The following is a 15157-nucleotide window of genomic DNA, read 5'->3' as shown; positions in this document are numbered from 1 at the left end:
ACGCCGCACCCGCCGCGAGCCCCAAAAAAAGCGAATCGACAGCCTGGCCGAAGGGTTGACTTGGCCCAGGCGATGCTTACCTTATGGTAGGTTTTGCGATAATCCCTTCACAAGATGAGGTTTTAATAATATGCGTTTCGATAAATTCACTTTGAAGAGCCAGGAAATCCTCCAGGGGGCCATGGCCCTGGCCGACAAGCGGGGCAACCCCCAGATCGAGCCGGTGCATCTGTTGGCCGTGCTCCTGGAGGTCAGCGAGGAGATCGCCCGGCCGGTGCTGGGCAAGCTGGGGGTCAACGTCAACGCCCTGTTGGCCGAGACCACCAAGGCGCTGGAAAAGCTGCCCCAGGCCAGCGGGGCCACGGCCCAGGCCCACCTGTCGGCCGAGGCCACCCAGGTGCTCAACCAGGCCCAGGACATCGCCGAGAAGATGCGCGACGAGTACGTCTCGGTTGAACACGTATTGGTGGCCCTCACCGACTCGGACACCCCGGCGGGCAAGATTCTCAAGGGCCAGGGTGTAAGCACCGACGCCATCCTCAGCGTGCTCAAGGAGATCCGCGGCTCCCAGACCGTGACCGACCAGAACCCCGAGGACAAATACGAGGCGCTCAAGCGCTTCGCCCGCGACCTCACCGAGCTGGCCGCCAAGGGCAAGCTGGACCCGGTGATCGGGCGCGACGAGGAGATTCGCCGGGTTATCCAGATACTCAGCCGCCGCACCAAGAACAACCCGGTGCTCATAGGCGAGCCCGGCGTGGGCAAGACCGCCATCGTGGAGGGCCTGGCCTCGCGCATCGTGGCCGGCGACGTGCCCGAGGGGCTCAAGGACAAGAAGATCGTCAGCTTGGACATGGGCTCCCTGATTGCCGGGGCCAAGTATCGCGGCGAGTTCGAGGACCGGCTCAAGGCCGTGCTCAAGGCCGTGGAAGAGGCGGCCGGGACCATCATCCTGTTCATCGACGAGATGCACACCCTGGTGGGCGCGGGCAAGGCCGAGGGGGCCATGGACGCGGGCAACATGCTCAAGCCGGCCCTGGCCCGGGGCGAGCTCAGGTGCGTGGGCGCCACCACCATCAAGGAATACCGCCAGAACATCGAGAAGGACGCCGCCTTGGAGCGGCGCTTCGCCCCGGTGCAGGTGGGCGAGCCCAGCGTGGAGGACACCATCGCCATCCTGCGCGGGCTCAAGGAAAAGTACGAGGTGCACCACGGGGTGCGCATCAAGGACAGCGCCCTGGTGGCCGCCGCCACCCTGAGCGACCGCTACATCACCGACCGCTTTTTGCCGGACAAGGCCATCGACCTCATCGACGAGGCGGCCAGCAAGCTGAGGATCGACATCGACTCCCTGCCCGAGGAGCTGGACGTCCTGGAGCGGCGCATCACCCAGCTCACCGTGGAGGTGGAGGCGCTCAAGAAGGAGACCGACGACGGCTCCAAGCGCCGCCTGGAAAACGTGCGCAAGGAACTGGCCGACCTCAAGGAGGAGCGCGACGGGCTCCGGGCCCAGTGGCAGGCCGACAAGGACGTCATCGAGGGCGTGCGCGCGGCCAAGGAAAAGATCGACCAGCTGAACGCCGAGATGGCCCGGGCCGAGCGGGGCGGCGACTACAACCGGGTGGCCGAGATCCGCTACGGCCAGCTGCCCGAGCAGGAAAAGGAGCTCAGTGACCGCCAGGCGAGCCTGGAGGAAAAGGGCGCCATGGTCAAGGAGGAGGTGGACAGCGAGGACGTGGCCGAGGTGGTCAGCCGCTGGACCAACATCCCCGTGGCCAAGCTGGTGGAGGGCGAGCGCGAGAAGCTGTTGCAGATGGAGGAGCGCATCGCCCAGCGGGTGATCGGCCAGACCGAGGCGGTGGTGGCCGTGGCCAACGCGGTGCGCCGCTCCCGCTCGGGCCTGCAAGACCCCAACCGCCCCATCGGCAGCTTCATCTTCATGGGCCCCACCGGCGTGGGCAAGACCGAGCTGGCCCGGGCCCTGGCCGAGTTCCTGTTCGACGACGAGCAGGCCATGGTGCGCCTGGACATGAGCGAGTTCATGGAAAAGCACGCCGTGAGCCGCCTCATCGGCGCGCCTCCGGGCTACGTGGGCTATGAGGAGGGCGGCTACCTCACCGAGGCGGTGCGCCGCCGCCCCTACAGCGTGGTGCTCTTCGACGAGATCGAGAAGGCCCACCCCGACGTGTTCAACGCCTTGCTCCAGATTCTGGACGATGGGCGGCTCACCGACGGCCAGGGCCGCACGGTGGACTTCACCAACGCGCTGATCATCATGACCAGCAACATCGGCTCGCAGTTCATCCAGGACCTGAGCGGCGAGGGCCAGCGCGAGCAGATGGAAGAGGCGGTGATGGCCGCCCTGCGCTCCCAGTTCAAGCCCGAGTTCCTCAACCGGGTGGACAACGTGGTGATCTTCCACGCGCTCACCCTGGAGCAGATCAAGGCCATCGTGGGCATCCAGGCCAAGCGCATCAACAAGCTCTTGACCCAGCGGGGCATCGCCCTGGAGATCAGCGACGCGGCCCAGGGCCATCTGGCCCAGGTGGGCTTCGACCCGGTCTACGGCGCCCGGCCGCTCAAGCGGGCCCTGCAGACCCAGGTCATGGACCCGCTGGCCGTGAAGCTGTTGGACGGCACCTTCGCCGACGGCGACACCATCGTTGCCGACGTGGAGAACGACAAGATCGTGTTCAGCAAGAAGTAGGCGTTAGGAACAAAGCACTAGGCTAGATAAAAGCCGCCCGGCTCCGTGAGGGGCCGGGCGGCTTTGTTCTAGAGGCATCGTTGGGCTTGAGGACCGGCCCCGGCCAACCCGCATCGCCCGTCTCTGAATTCCCCCATCCAGCCATAGCCGTCATCGCGAGGAGCATCCCGGCAGGGGATGCGACGCGGCGATCTTCGACTTCCCCCAGGCGGGGTGGTTTGCGGCTCGCGGACGATTGGGCCACGTCTGGCCAGCGCAGGCATGACGATAGGAAACGGAAGATTGCCGCGTCCGGGCAGACCGATCCATCCTGTTCCACCACACGCTGGCCTCTGCCCGGCCTCGCAATGACGGCCATTTTTTGATAATGGTGCGTAGGGTCTATTCGCTGAAGGCTCAATCTGGGGGGGACATGCACCGACAATATTACGTCTACATCGTTACCAACCAAGGCAACGAAGTGCTCTATACCGGAGTCACCAACGACCTGGCACGCCGAATATGGGAACACAAAAACGGCACGGCCGAGGGCCTCACCAGCCGCTACAACGCGGGCCGTTTGGTCTACTACGAGGTTTTTGACGATCCTCAATCGGCCATCGCTCGCGAGAAGCAACTAAAGAGTGGGTCCCGAAAAAATAAAGAAAAGTTGGTCGAAGGCATGAATCCCGGCTGGCAGGATCTGAGCGAGGACATGTTCGGTTGGGAATGAATGGACGTGCGGTCTTTAGCTTCCTTCAGCTATAGCCGTCATCGCGAGGAGCATCCCGGCAGGGGATGCGACGCGGCGATCTTCGCTGCCCCCCAGGCGGGGCGGTTTGCGGCCCGGCAAGCGGTTAGGCCCTGTCCAGCCAGCGCAGGCATGACAAGGGAAACGGAAGATTGCTGCGTCGCGGCGGTACGCTCGCCTTTTTCTTCCCAACCCTCCCCGCCGCCGCTCCTCGCAATGACGGCTATTGCTGGAATGAGGTAAGCCTGAACCATGCCTCTCTTTCCCCCGCCCCCTAATCCCCAGCTTGCAATACCGGTTTCAGCGGCCTATGGTGAACAGGGTCCGCCGGTAGCCCGAGCTCCGGCGGACGAACCAAAATCCGGAGAGGGGAAAACTATGAAAAGCCTGTCCCTTGTCTTTTTGTGCCTGGCCCTCCTGCTGCTGGCGGCGGCCTCCGCCCAGGCCTTTGCGGTGTACAACCACGTGGACCAGCAAGTCTGCGCCCAGCAAAAAGTCGACGTGCTCGTGGGCTCCTGCGACTTTATCGTGCCCTCCGATGGCGATTATAACGGCGAGCACGGCGCCGGCTGGACCGGACGGGTGGTCTGGTTCACCAGCAGCTACTCCTGCCGGGGCACCGACTATTTCGACATCCCCGATGGCGGCTACGCCCGCATCCACAACGACGTGGTCAAGATCTACAAGCACGACAACACTCAGGTCGGGGACAAGAACGTGGACGACTGCGACTGCCCCAACCAGGACTCCGGCAAGAAAAAGCCCTAGCCGCCCGGCCGCGCATCACGGCCCCACGCCCCGCCTTTGGCCCCCACCGGCCGGACTTCGGCCGCGCGCCGGGTTGCGCCCTCTCTCTGGCCCCGCGCCCCGGTCGATGCTATGCTGAAGTATTCCAATCATTCGCGCAACAACCAGCGGCGGGAGCGAAACATGAGCATCGTGGTCGATCGGGAAAAATGCAATAAGGACGGGCTGTGCGCCCTGGATTGCCCCATAGGCATCATCACCATGGACGGGCCCGACGGCTTCCCCGCCGCGGCGCCGGGCTTCGAGGAGCTGTGCATCGACTGCGGCCACTGCGTGGCGGTGTGCACCAAGGCGGCCCTGAGCCAAGGGGGCATCACCCCCCGCCAGTGCCTGCCCCTGGACGCCCCGCCCCTGAGCCCCGAGCAGATCGCCCAGCTGCTCAAGGGCCGCCGCTCCATACGCCGCTACAAGGACCAGCCCCTGGAGCAGAGCACCATCGCCCGCCTGCTGGACATGGCCCGCTACGCCCCCAGCGGCCACAACGTGCAGCCGGTGAAGTGGCTGGTGCTCTCGGGCCGCGAGCAGTTGCTCGAGCTGGCAGGCATCGTGGCCGATTGGATGCGTTACATCATCAAGCACGAGCCCGCCCTGGCCGCCGCCATGCACCTGGAGCAAGCGGTGGCGGTGTGGGATTCGGGCAAGGACCGCATCCTGCGCGGCGCGCCCCACGTGGTGGTGGCCTATGGCGAGGCCAAGAACTCCATGGTGCCGGCGCCCTGCATCCTGGCCCTGGGCTATCTGGAGCTGGCCGCCTACACCCTGGGCCTGGGGGCCTGCTGGGCGGGCTACTTCAACCGCGCCGCCGCCACCTTCCCGCCCATGATCGAGGCCCTGGACCTGCCTAAGGGCATGCTCCCCTACGGCGCGCTCATGCTGGGCGTGCCTCAATACAAATACCAGCGCATACCTCCGCGCAAGCCCCTGGAGGTGACCTGGCGCTAAAGGGCGGCGCGCCGCCCATCGCGGGGTAAGGCCATGACGCGAGGTTCGGGAACCCTGGAACACACCGCCGATTTGGGACTGTGGGTGCGGGCCGACAGCCTGGCCGGGCTTTTCGCCGAGGCCCCGGCGGCCCTGGCCGAGCTGATGGTCAGCGGCCCCCGCGACGGCGAGCTGGCCTGGCTGCCGGTGAGCTTCACCGGGGTGGACTACGCCGAGCTGTTGGTGCAGCTGCTCTCCGAGGTGGTCTATCTGTGGGACGCCGAGGGGCTACTCACCGTGGCGGCCAAGGTGGCGGAGATAACCCCCGGCACCCTGGAGGCGCGCCTGGGGGTCATCCCGGCCGACTTTCGCCGGCACCAACCCAACGAGCCGGTCAAGGCGGTGACCTATCATGATGCCAGCGTGGAGCCGGAGGGTAGCGGCGGCTGGCGGGCAAAGGTCATCTTGGATGTCTAGCCCGGCGCAGCCAGGAAGCGCCATGCGGCGTTGCCGGCGGCGCTCAGGCCTCGACGTAGCTCTGGCTACGCCTGCGGCTTTCGCTTGCCGACGCCTTGCCTGGCACTCCCTGGCTGCGCCGAATGTGCTGGGGTGGCGGTGAAAATTGGGTGGCGCCATGGCCAAGCTGCAACAACTGGACGCCTATAGCTGGCGGCTGCCCCGCGAGGGCGGGATGCGCTGCGACGGGGTGGTCTATGCCGACGCCGAGCTGGTGCGCGCCCTGGAGGGCGACGGCACCCTGGGGCAGTTGCGCGGCGTGGCCTCCCTGCCCGGCATCCAGGGCCCGGCCCTGGCCATGCCCGACGCCCATCAAGGCTACGGCTTCCCCATCGGCGGGGTGGGGGCCTTCGATCCCCACGAGGGCGTGGTCTCCCCCGGCGGGGTGGGCTACGACATCAACTGCGGGGTGCGCCTGCTGCGCTCCCGCCTGTCGGCCCAGGAATTGGGCGAGCCGCGCCTCATCGCCCTGGCCGACGCGCTGGCCGCCTCGGTGCCCGCCGGGGTGGGCGCGGGCGGGGCCCACCAGCTGGGCGACAAGGAGCTGTCCCGCATCCTGGAGCAGGGCGCGGCCTGGGCGGTGGGCCGGGGTCAGGGCACGGCCGCGGACCTGGAGTTTTGCGAGGCCGGGGGCGCCCTGCCCGGCGCCGATTCGGCGGCGGTGAGCCAGCGGGCCCTACAGCGAGGCCGGGGCCAGGCGGGCAGCCTGGGGGCGGGCAATCACTTCATCGAGCTGGCCGTGGTGGAAGAGGTCTACGACCAGCGGGCGGCCGAGGCCTTCGGCCTGAGCCAGGGCCTCTTGGTGCTGTGGCTCCATTCGGGCAGCCGGGGCCTGGGCCACCAGGTGTGCGACGACTACCTCAAGCGCCTGGCCAAGGACCCCGACGCCCTGCGCCCGCCGGACCGCCAACTCATCGCCGCCCCGCCGGACAGCCCGGTGGGCCGCGACTATCTGGCGGCCATGGCCGCGGCGGCCAACTTCGCCTTCAACAACCGCCAGCTCTTGGCCCAGGCCTGCCGCGAGGTGTTGGGCCGGGTGCTGGGCCTGGGGCCCGCCGGGCTGGGCCTGGGCCTGGTCTACGACGTGGCCCACAACGTGGCCAAGCGGGAAAAGCACCAGGTGGAGGGCAAGGAGAAGGAGCTGATCGTGCACCGTAAGGGGGCGACCCGGGCCCTGGGGCCGGGACACCCCGAACTGCCCGGCCGCTACCGGGCGGTGGGCCAGCCGGTGCTCATCCCCGGCGACATGGGCACGGCCAGCTACGTATGCGTGGGCACCGCCGCCGCCATGGCCCATACCTTTGCCAGCGCGGCCCACGGCGCGGGCCGGGCCATGAGCCGCACCCAGGCCAAGAAGGCCGCCCGGGGCCGGGACCTCCGGGCCGAGCTGGCCGCCCGGCAGGTGGTGGTGCGCGCGGCCAGCGGCAAGACCCTGGCCGAGGAGATGCCCGAGGCCTACAAGGACGTGGACCAGGTGGTCAGGGTGATGCACGGGGCGGGCATCGCCACCCTGGTGGCCAGGACCAAGCCCCTGGCCGTGGTCAAGGGGTAGCAGGATTGTTGGGCTTCGCTGCGCTCAACCCAACCTACGCCATGGCTTAGGTTGGCCAAAGACGGCCCCACTCCCCGCGGCACAGCCAGGGGTTCGTGGGCAAGGCGTCCGGTGAGCGAAGGCCGGAGGCGTAGCCGAAGCTACGTCGAGGCCTGAGCGATACCGGCAACGCAGCCCACGGGCGCCTGGCGAAGCCGGCCCCAAAAAGGCTTCCCTCCTACAGCAGACCGCCGATCACCATCTTCTGCACCTGGCTGGTGCCCTCGTAGATCTGGGTGATCTTGGCGTCGCGCATCATGCGCTCCACCGGGTATTCCTTCACGTAGCCGTAGCCGCCCAACACCTGCACCGCGTCCGTGGTGACCTTCATGGCCGTGTCCCCGGCCACGAGCTTGGCCATGGCCGACAAACGCATGGCCTCCACCGGCACCCGGCTCAGATCCTTGGGCACCTGCTCGAACACCGCGCAGGTCTTGTAGACCAACTGGCGGGCCGCCTCCACCGAGGTGTCCATGTCGGCCAGCATCCAGTTGAGGCCCTGGTTCTTGATGATGGCCTTGCCGAACTGCACCCGCTCCTTGGCGTAGTCCACCGCGTAGTCCAGCGCCCCCTGGGCGATGCCCAGCGCCTGGGCCGCCACGCAGGGCCGGGTGAAGTCCAGCGTCTTCATCAGAATGGGGAAGCCGTCGCCCTCGTTGCCCAAGAGGTTGGCCGCCGGCACCTCGCAGTCCTCCAAAATCACCTCGCAGGTGGTGGAGCCGTGGATGCCCATCTTGTGCTCTTTTTTGCCGATGCTCAGCCCCGGCGTGCCCTTTTCCACCACGATGATGCTCTGGCCGCCCTTGTGGGGGGCCTTTTCCGGGTCGGTCACCGCGGCGATGCAGATGTACTGGGCCACGTCGGCGTGGCTGATGAACTGCTTGGTGCCGTTGATGACGTACTTGTCGCCCTTTTTCTCGGCCCGGGTGCGCAGCCCCGCCACGTCGCTGCCCGCCCCCGGCTCCGTGAGCCCGAAGGCCACCAGATGCTCGCCGCTGGCCAGGCCCGGGAACCACTTGGCCTTCTGCTCGGCGCTGCCCGCCAGCATCATGGGCATGGCCCCCAGCTCGTGCACCAAAAGGATCACCGAAGAGCTGGCGCAGACCTTGGCCACCTCCTCCACCGCCAGGGCAAAGGCCAAGAGCCCCATCTGCGCCCCGCCGTACTCCTCCTTGAAGTCGCAGGCAAAGATGCCGTTCTCCCGGAACACCTCCACTGCGTCCCAGGCGAACTCCTCTTTCTCGTCCCGCGCCGCCGCGCCCGGCAAAAGCTGGTCCTGGGCCAAACGCCGCACCGTGTCGCGCAGCATGATCTGCTCTTCGGTCAGTCCGTATTGCATGGCTCTGTGTTCCCTCCTGAGGTCTGCCGGGGGAGCCCTTTCTTGCAAGAAAGGGCTCCCCCGGACCCCCTCCCAAAGAACTCTCTCGTTTTATCTTTTTGGGGCGCGGCGGGGCCGCGTCCCAAAAAGATAAAACGGGTTCGCCCTACGCCCCGTCTTCAAAAACCCTGGATGTTGGGCCGGTCGCCGCTGCGCCGTAGGCGAAGCAAGAGCGGCCGAACATCCAAGAAGGTTTTTTGAAGGGGGGTCGGGGGGGAAACTTTTTTGCGGGAAAAGTTTCCCCCCCTTCTCCCGCTTACTCGTTCTCCACCAGCATGGACATACCCATGCCGCCACCCACGCACAGGGTGGCCAGGCCCAGGCTCAGGCCCCGGCGCTTCATCTCGCCCAAGAGGGAGATGACGATGCGGGCCCCGGTGCAGCCCACCGGGTGGCCCAGGCCCACGCCGGAGCCGTTGACGTTGGTGATGTCGCGGTTCAGCTCCAGGCCGCGCTCGCAGGCCAGGTATTGGGCGGCGAAGGCCTCGTTGAGCTCGATGAGCTCGATGTCGCTCAGGCTGACGCCGGTTTTCTTGAGTAGCTTCTGGGTGGCGGGCACCGGGCCCCAGCCCATGATCTCGGGGGGGCAGCCCGCCGCGGCAAAGGAGTGGATCTTGGCCAGGGGGGTTAGGCCCATTTCCTCGGCCTTGGCCCGGGAGGCCACGATGCACACGGCCGCGCCGTCGTTGAGACCCGAGGCGTTGCCCGCGGTCACGGTGCCGTCCTTGGCAAAGGCGGGCTTCAGGCGCGACAAGTCGCCCATGGTCAGGCCTCTGCGCACGTGTTCGTCGGTGTCGAAGAGCTTGGGCTCGCCCTTGCGCTGGGGCACCGGGATGGGCACGATTTCGTCGGTGAACTTGCCGGCGGCGATGGCCGCCTCGGCGTTGTTGTGGCTCCTGAGGGCCACCACGTCCTGGTCTTCGCGGGAGATGTCGTATTTGCGGGCCAGGTTCTCGGCGGTCTGGCCCATGATGTAGCCGGGAGGGTCGAGTAGGGGCGAGCCGGAGTGCAGCATCTCCCACATGGCGTCTTGCAGGCCCTTGTGGGTCAGGCGCGCGCCCCAGCGGGTGTCGTAGCTCACGTAGGGGGCGTTGGACATGGACTCCACGCCGCCGGCCACCACCAGGTCGTAGTCGCCCACCTTGATGTAGGTGGCGGCCATGCCCAGGGCCTGCATGGCGCTGGAGCACTGGCGCTGGATGGTCACCGCCGGCACCTCCACCGGGATGCCCGCCTTGAGCATGGCGGTGCGGGCGGTGTTGGCCTCGTCGGGGCACTGTACGCAGTCGCCCAGGATCACGTCGTCGAACTGGGCCGGGTCCACGCCGGTTTTCTCCAGCAGGGACTTTATCACCTGGGCGGCCAGGTCGTGGGCCCGCACCTTGGCCAAAGAGCCGCCGAAATCACCGATGGCCGTGCGGCCCATGGCCACGATTACCGCATCGCGCTTGTCCTTCACCTTGTTCCCTCCCAGGTAATGGCTCTTGGTTTTTGCATGGTAGACTGGCAGGATAATACAAGGGGAATTTCTAGTCAAGCATTTGTTATCATTAAATCTTTAAGCATTCAATCATCGCAAGCCCTTGAAATGAATGAATGTTCAGCCAGTGTGGGAAGCCCCGCGCGCTTTTATGGCCCAGCCGACCCTGCGCGCTAATCCCTACCCCTTCCCAGGGCCGCGCGGCCCTCCCGACAAAACACGGGCCGTACCGGTGGTTAAAATATACTTAAACTACTTGAGATGTATAAGATAAGCACTGGCACGGGGAGCAAAGCGGGCGTAGTCTTCTTCAGGAGGGTCGCGGCGGCGCGGCCCTCGCGTGTTTTGCCTGAATAACGGATGGACCAAATTGCAACGTCCCTCTTACACCGCCACCGGCTACATCCTGTCCATGGCCGCCTTTTTTTGGTGGGGCCTGTTCCCCATCTACATCAAGGCGGTGAGCGTGGCCACTCCCCTGGAGATTTTGGCCCACCGCATCGTGTGGTGCCTGCCGGTGTGCATCTTTCTCATCGCCCTGTGGCGGCAGTGGGGCCAGCTTTTCCGCGCCCTGGCCCAACCCAAGGTGGCGCTGACCCTTTTGGCCAGCGCGACCATCGTCACCCTGAACTGGCTCATCTACATCTACTCGGTGGAGAGCAACCAACTGCTGGCCTCCAGCCTGGGCTACTTCATCTCGCCTCTGGTCACTTTGGCCATGGGTATGGTGTTCTTGCGGGAGCGCCCCGGCCGCCTGAAGCTGATGGCCATGGGCCTGGCCGCCCTGGGCACCCTCAACGCCCTGCTGCACCAGGGCGGGGGCCTGTGGATCGCCCTGACCCTGGCCCTCACCTTCAGCACCTACGGCCTGATTCGCAAGACGGTTAAGATCGAGGCGGTGGCCGGACTGTTGGTGGAGACCGCGCTCATCACCCCGCTGGCCCTGGCCTGGCTGTTGTGGCAGGGCTATCACGGCGAACTGGTCTTTGGCCGGGACGGCTGGGGCATCTCCCTGCTGCTGGCCTGCGCGGGCATCATCACCGCCCTGCCCCTGATCTGGTTCACCGCCGGGGCCCGGCGGGTGCCCCTGCACGCGGTGGGGGTCATGCAGTACATCGGGCCCAGCCTGCAGTTCCTGCTGGCGGTGGCCGTGTACCACGAGACGGTCTCCCCCTCGCGCCTGGTCACCTTCGCCCTGGTGTGGGCCGGGGTGGCGCTGTATCTGCTGGCCTCCAGCCCCTGGCTGCGCAAAAAGAAGCAGGAGCCGGGACCCGAGGCCACACCGGTCTAGGCCGCCGCGCCGCCGACAATGCCAAAAACAAGCCACACACGGCGCGGCCCAGGGGTTCGTGGGCAAGGCACCCGGCGAGCGCAGATCGCAGGCGTATTGCCTAATACGCCGAGGTCTAAGCGAGGCCGGTAACGCCGCCCACGGGCGCCTGGTTGCGCCGGCCTGCTAATCGTTGACTAGGAAGAAATCCACGGTAGACACCACCCGCACCACCTTCATGTCCGGAGTGTTGGCGTCGCGGTTGCGGATGGTGAACAGTCCCTGGTTGGCCCGGCGGATGCCGCCCACCATGCTGCCCGAGTCCCGGGCGAACTGCTCGGCCGCGGCCCGGGCGTTCTTGGTGGCCAGGGCGATCATCTGCGGCTTGATCTGGTTGAGGCCGGTGAAGAGGAACTCGGCCTCGCGCCCATAGTCGTGGCTGAGCACGATGCCGCCCTTGACCAGATCCCCGCTCTTTTGCATGGCCGCCTTGACCTGGGCCACCTGCTTGGTGCTCAGGGTGAGGGAGGCCTCGATCTTGTAGCGGTTGGGGGGCAGGCGGTTGCCGGTGTAGCCCTGGGCGTAATAATCGGTCACCCGGGGCGGGGCGTCGGAGATCTCCTCGGGCTTGAAGCCCTGGGCGGTGAGGAATTTGCGGATGGTCTGGCGGTCCTTTTCCAGGGCCTGGTAGAGCTGGGGCAGCTCGTTGCCGGTCTGGTTGAAGGTTAGCGGCCATATAGCCTGGTCGGCGGGCACCAGCCGCTCCGCCAATCCCTTTACGCTCACATAGCGCTCGGCGGCCTTTACCTGGTACAGGGCCTGGCCCACGAACAACCCGGCCAGGGCCACCCCCAGGCCGATCAAAAGCCCCAGAACCAGGGCGGAAGAAAAGGATCGATCTTTCACGCTGCACTCCTTGGGTTGAATTCCGTTTTCATTATACCCAAGCCTTGAGCCCTGCGGGTAACTGGGTATAGACTGGTGCTCCCCAGCATGGAGAGACAAATGGACTACGCGGATATCTTGGCCCAGGTGCCCCTGTTCGCGCCCATGAAAAAGCGCGAGCTCAAAAAAATCGCCGAAGCCGTCGAGGAGCTCGCATACGAGCCCGGCGAGATGGTCATCACCGAGGGCGAGCGCGACGCCCGCCTGTTCGTGCTCCTGGAGGGCGAGGTGGAGGTGATCAAGGGCTTGGGGCAACCCGGCCAGCGCCTGCTGGCCCGCCTGGGGCCGGGGGGTTATTTCGGCGAGATGTCGGTTTGGGGCGACGCGGTGCGCACCGCCAGCGTGCGGGCCACGGACTCGGCCCGCATGCTCAGCCTGGGGGATTTCAACCTGCGCCAGGCCATGGAGCGCCATCCTTACATCGCGGTGGAGCTACTCAACGTGATGAGCCGGCGCATGCAGCAGATGGAGGAGCGCCTCCTGGGGGTGCTGGGGGGCCTGGTGCCCATCTGCGCCAGTTGCAAGAACATCCGCCAGGCGGACGGCAGCTGGATTTCGGTGGAGCGCTTCGTGGAGGAGCACTCCGAGGCCGACTTCACCCACGGCCTGTGTCCCGAGTGCAAGAAGCGCCTTTATCCCGAGCTGGAGAACTAGGGAGCATCTCCCGGCGCGGCGGCAATAGGCTGGTTCCGGCGTCGCGTCTTGCCTGGTGACAGGTTCTCTCGGGCGGGGATTATCCCCGCCCTCTTGGGTTTCAGCAATCGTCGTCATCGCGAGGAGCATCCCGGCAGGGGATGCGACGCGGCGATCTTCGCTTTCCCCCAGGCGGGGCTGGGCGGAAATGGGAAGGCGCACGCCGCGCACCTAGGCATGACGAGGGAAACGGAAGATTGCCACGGTCGGGCAGGACGCGCGGCCTTGTCCCGGCGAGGCTTGGCCGCTGCCCTTCCTCGCAATGACGGCTATTGGTTGGAAATTTGGCGCGGCAAGGGCGGGGCCGGTTGGTGGTGCGGCGTCTGCAGGGGGCTGAGGTTGCTTCGCCGATTCGCTTCTCGCAACGACAAATAGGATTTGTTGGGCTTCGCTGCGCTCAACCCAACCTACGCTATCTCTCAAAGGGTTTCCCGACCCGCACCATCTTTCGCGGCACAGCCAGAGGGCGCAGGGCAAGGCGGCAGGCGAGCGAGGGACGCAGGGGTAGTAGACCTACCCCGAGGACCGAGCGATGCCGACAACGCCGCCATGCGGTCTCTGGCGCAGCCGCGCTAGATTGCTATCGCCCCCTGCCGCAACACCACCGGCGGATCCTGGCGGGCGTCCACCACCGTGCTGGCCGGGCCGCCCGGCGTGGGGCCCGCGTCCAAAAGCACCGCGCAGCCATCCACCAGGGACTGGTCCAAATCCCCGGCCCGGTCCGGGGCCGGTTGCCCGCTCAGGTTGGCGCTGGTGGCGGTGATGGCCCGGCCCAGCGCCTGGGCCAGGCCCTGGGCCACGGGGTGGGGCGAGCAGCGCATGGCCACCCCGCCCCGCTGCACCAGGCTGGGGTGCAGGCCTGGTTTGGCCTCCAGGATTATGGTCAGGGGGCCGGGCCAATGGCGGGCCATCAACTCGCAGGCGGTGGGGGTGATCTCCGCCGCCAGCGCCTCGGTCTCCCGGGGGTGGCTGATAATCAGGCCGAAAGGCTTGTCCGGCTCGCGGCCCTTGAGGCCGGCCAGGCGCTCCAGGGCCTGGGGGTTGGCCGCGTCGGCCGCCACGGCGTAGAGCGTCTCGGTGGGGTAGATGACCAGCCCGCCGTCCGCCAGCTCCTGGGCCGCCCAGTTGAGGAACACCGGGCTGGGCTGTTCGGGGTCCAGGGCCAGGACCAGGGCGGACAAGGCTCGGCCCCTCAGTCCTTCAGATCAGAGGTGCAAAAGGCGCATTTGACCGCCTTGATGGGCACCTGGGACAGGCAGTAGGGGCACTCCTTGGTGGTGGGCTCGGCCGGGGCCTCCTCCTTGGTCTGCAGGCGGTTCATGCCCCGCACCAAGAGGAACACGCACCAGGCCACGATCAAGAAGCTGATGACGCTGTTGATGAACACCCCGTAACCGATGACCACCGCCCCGGCCTTGGTGGCCGCCGCCAGGGAGAGGTAGGGCCCGGCGGGGCTGCCCTCCTTTAACACCCAGAACAGGCTGGAAAAATCCACGTTGCCCAGGATCAGGCCGATGGGGGGCATGATGATGTCGGCCACCAGGGATTTGACGATGGAGGTGAAGGCCGCGCCGATGATGATGCCCACCGCCATGTCCACCACGTTGCCGCGCATGGCGAACTTTTTAAACTCGCTCCACATGATCCAGCTCCTTTTGAGGTTGGCCACGGCCATGGCGCAGCACCCCTGGCGCGGGGCCCGCGCAAGCCCCCGGCTCGGCGGAGGCTGACGGTATTATACTAACTCATTTGTTACCTTGGCGGACGATCCTTGGCCGCGTCCACCCGGAGGGGACGGCCGCCCAGATCCTGGCCGTTCAGGGCGCCGATCGCCGCGTCCGCCGCCGCGGGTTCCATCTCCACGAAACCAAAGCCCCGCGACCTGCCGCTGATCCGGTCCGTGACCACTTTGGCGGTGATTACTTCCCCGTAGGCGGTGAACACCTCTTTTAGTTCCTCCGAGGTGGTGGTGAAGGGAAGATTGCCCACAAAAATCTTTTTGGCCATGTCCCTGCAACTCCTTGCCTGGAGGTTTAGCGCTACCGGGGCCGCTCCCCCTGGCAAGGATCGCATTTTTCACCAAAGTGCGCCCCTTGCGGCTCCCGTGAGTTTAAATTGG

Annotated in this window: 14 protein-coding genes; 8 read left to right on the top strand and 6 right to left on the bottom strand. The window is 66.4% G+C overall.

What is annotated here, in order from left to right; translation table 11 throughout:
• The first annotated feature begins 130 nt into the window (after nt 1-130).
• The 6 genes from clpB to AACH32_RS00490 all read left to right on the top strand — a co-directional run bounded on the left by clpB (nt 131) and on the right by AACH32_RS00490 (nt 7233).
• Nucleotides 131-2707 carry an ATP-dependent chaperone ClpB gene (gene clpB, locus AACH32_RS00515; RefSeq protein WP_338604226.1) on the top strand — a complete coding sequence of 859 codons (2577 nt, stop codon included), beginning with the start codon at nt 131-133 and terminating at the stop codon, nt 2705-2707.
• A 412-nt stretch (nt 2708-3119) separates the two neighbouring features.
• Nucleotides 3120-3419: a GIY-YIG nuclease family protein gene (locus tag AACH32_RS00510; protein WP_338604223.1), complete on the top strand. Its 300-nt coding sequence runs from the start codon at nt 3120-3122 to the stop codon at nt 3417-3419.
• A 396-nt stretch (nt 3420-3815) separates the two neighbouring features.
• Entirely contained in the window at nt 3816-4205 is a 390-nt protein-coding gene (locus AACH32_RS00505) for a hypothetical protein (protein ID WP_338604220.1), read from the top strand.
• Nucleotides 4206-4367: 162 nt separating this feature from the next.
• Nucleotides 4368-5186 carry a nitroreductase family protein gene (locus AACH32_RS00500; protein WP_338604217.1) on the top strand — a complete coding sequence of 273 codons (819 nt, stop codon included), beginning with the start codon at nt 4368-4370 and terminating at the stop codon, nt 5184-5186.
• A gap of 33 nt (nt 5187-5219) precedes the next feature.
• Nucleotides 5220-5642 (top strand): archease, encoded by a 423-nt coding sequence (locus tag AACH32_RS00495; protein ID WP_338604214.1) that lies wholly within the window; start codon nt 5220-5222, stop codon nt 5640-5642.
• A gap of 157 nt (nt 5643-5799) precedes the next feature.
• Nucleotides 5800-7233: an RtcB family protein gene (locus tag AACH32_RS00490; RefSeq protein WP_338604211.1), complete on the top strand. Its 1434-nt coding sequence runs from the start codon at nt 5800-5802 to the stop codon at nt 7231-7233.
• A 217-nt stretch (nt 7234-7450) separates the two neighbouring features.
• On the opposite strand, the gene AACH32_RS00485 is transcribed toward AACH32_RS00490, so the two are convergent.
• Both AACH32_RS00485 and AACH32_RS00480 read right to left on the bottom strand, forming a co-directional pair.
• The gene (locus tag AACH32_RS00485) at nt 7451-8611 is read right to left on the bottom strand and encodes an acyl-CoA dehydrogenase family protein (protein ID WP_338604209.1); all 1161 of its coding nucleotides are present in this window, start codon (nt 8609-8611) and stop codon (nt 7451-7453) included.
• A gap of 295 nt (nt 8612-8906) precedes the next feature.
• The gene (locus AACH32_RS00480; RefSeq protein WP_350341547.1) at nt 8907-10076 is read right to left on the bottom strand and encodes a thiolase family protein; all 1170 of its coding nucleotides are present in this window, start codon (nt 10074-10076) and stop codon (nt 8907-8909) included.
• Between the two features lie 424 nt (nt 10077-10500).
• Here AACH32_RS00480 and rarD point away from each other — a divergent pair, with 424 nt between their 5' ends.
• Nucleotides 10501-11421, top strand: coding sequence for an EamA family transporter RarD (gene rarD / locus AACH32_RS00475; RefSeq protein WP_338604203.1), 921 nt, complete (start codon nt 10501-10503; stop codon nt 11419-11421).
• A gap of 165 nt (nt 11422-11586) precedes the next feature.
• Here the strand turns inward: rarD and AACH32_RS00470 are convergent, their stop codons facing one another.
• On the bottom strand, nt 11587-12306 hold the full coding sequence (locus AACH32_RS00470) for an SIMPL domain-containing protein (protein ID WP_338604200.1): 720 nt from the start codon (nt 12304-12306) through the stop codon (nt 11587-11589).
• Between the two features lie 99 nt (nt 12307-12405).
• On the opposite strand from AACH32_RS00470, the gene AACH32_RS00465 reads away from it, so the two are divergent.
• Nucleotides 12406-12999 carry a cyclic nucleotide-binding domain-containing protein gene (locus tag AACH32_RS00465; protein WP_338604198.1) on the top strand — a complete coding sequence of 198 codons (594 nt, stop codon included), beginning with the start codon at nt 12406-12408 and terminating at the stop codon, nt 12997-12999.
• A 611-nt stretch (nt 13000-13610) separates the two neighbouring features.
• On the opposite strand, the gene AACH32_RS00460 is transcribed toward AACH32_RS00465, so the two are convergent.
• The 3 genes from AACH32_RS00460 to AACH32_RS00450 form a co-directional block, all read right to left on the bottom strand.
• Complete coding sequence (locus tag AACH32_RS00460; protein WP_338604195.1) at nt 13611-14219, bottom strand: L-threonylcarbamoyladenylate synthase; 609 nt, start codon at nt 14217-14219, stop codon at nt 13611-13613.
• Nucleotides 14220-14230: 11 nt separating this feature from the next.
• Nucleotides 14231-14680: a large-conductance mechanosensitive channel protein MscL gene (gene mscL, locus AACH32_RS00455; protein WP_350341546.1), complete on the bottom strand. Its 450-nt coding sequence runs from the start codon at nt 14678-14680 to the stop codon at nt 14231-14233.
• 110 nt (nt 14681-14790) lie between these two features.
• Complete coding sequence (locus AACH32_RS00450) at nt 14791-15045, bottom strand: RNA recognition motif domain-containing protein (RefSeq protein ID WP_338604189.1); 255 nt, start codon at nt 15043-15045, stop codon at nt 14791-14793.
• Nucleotides 15046-15157 lie beyond the last annotated feature (112 nt).

Origin of the sequence: Desulfoferula mesophila (genome assembly GCF_037076455.1) — a bacterium.
Lineage (GTDB): Bacteria > Desulfobacterota > Desulfarculia > Desulfarculales > Desulfarculaceae > Desulfoferula > Desulfoferula mesophila.
This window is presented reverse-complemented; position numbering and strand designations above follow the sequence as displayed.

Excerpts from the sequence above, each read along its gene's own strand:
- AACH32_RS00510 (WP_338604223.1), top strand. The coding sequence starts at position 3,120 with ATGCACCGACAATATTACGTCTACATCGTTACCAACCAAGGCAACGAA.
- AACH32_RS00490 (WP_338604211.1), top strand. The coding sequence starts at position 5,800 with ATGGCCAAGCTGCAACAACTGGACGCCTATAGCTGGCGGCTGCCCCGC.
- AACH32_RS00500 (WP_338604217.1), top strand. The coding sequence starts at position 4,368 with ATGAGCATCGTGGTCGATCGGGAAAAATGCAATAAGGACGGGCTGTGC.
- mscL (WP_350341546.1), bottom strand. The coding sequence starts at position 14,680 with ATGTGGAGCGAGTTTAAAAAGTTCGCCATGCGCGGCAACGTGGTGGAC.
- AACH32_RS00485 (WP_338604209.1), bottom strand. The coding sequence starts at position 8,611 with ATGCAATACGGACTGACCGAAGAGCAGATCATGCTGCGCGACACGGTG.
- AACH32_RS00480 (WP_350341547.1), bottom strand. The coding sequence starts at position 10,076 with ATGGGCCGCACGGCCATCGGTGATTTCGGCGGCTCTTTGGCCAAGGTG.
- AACH32_RS00495 (WP_338604214.1), top strand. The coding sequence starts at position 5,220 with ATGACGCGAGGTTCGGGAACCCTGGAACACACCGCCGATTTGGGACTG.
- AACH32_RS00465 (WP_338604198.1), top strand. The coding sequence starts at position 12,406 with ATGGACTACGCGGATATCTTGGCCCAGGTGCCCCTGTTCGCGCCCATG.
- clpB (WP_338604226.1), top strand. The coding sequence starts at position 131 with ATGCGTTTCGATAAATTCACTTTGAAGAGCCAGGAAATCCTCCAGGGG.
- AACH32_RS00450 (WP_338604189.1), bottom strand. The coding sequence starts at position 15,045 with ATGGCCAAAAAGATTTTTGTGGGCAATCTTCCCTTCACCACCACCTCG.
- AACH32_RS00505 (WP_338604220.1), top strand. The coding sequence starts at position 3,816 with ATGAAAAGCCTGTCCCTTGTCTTTTTGTGCCTGGCCCTCCTGCTGCTG.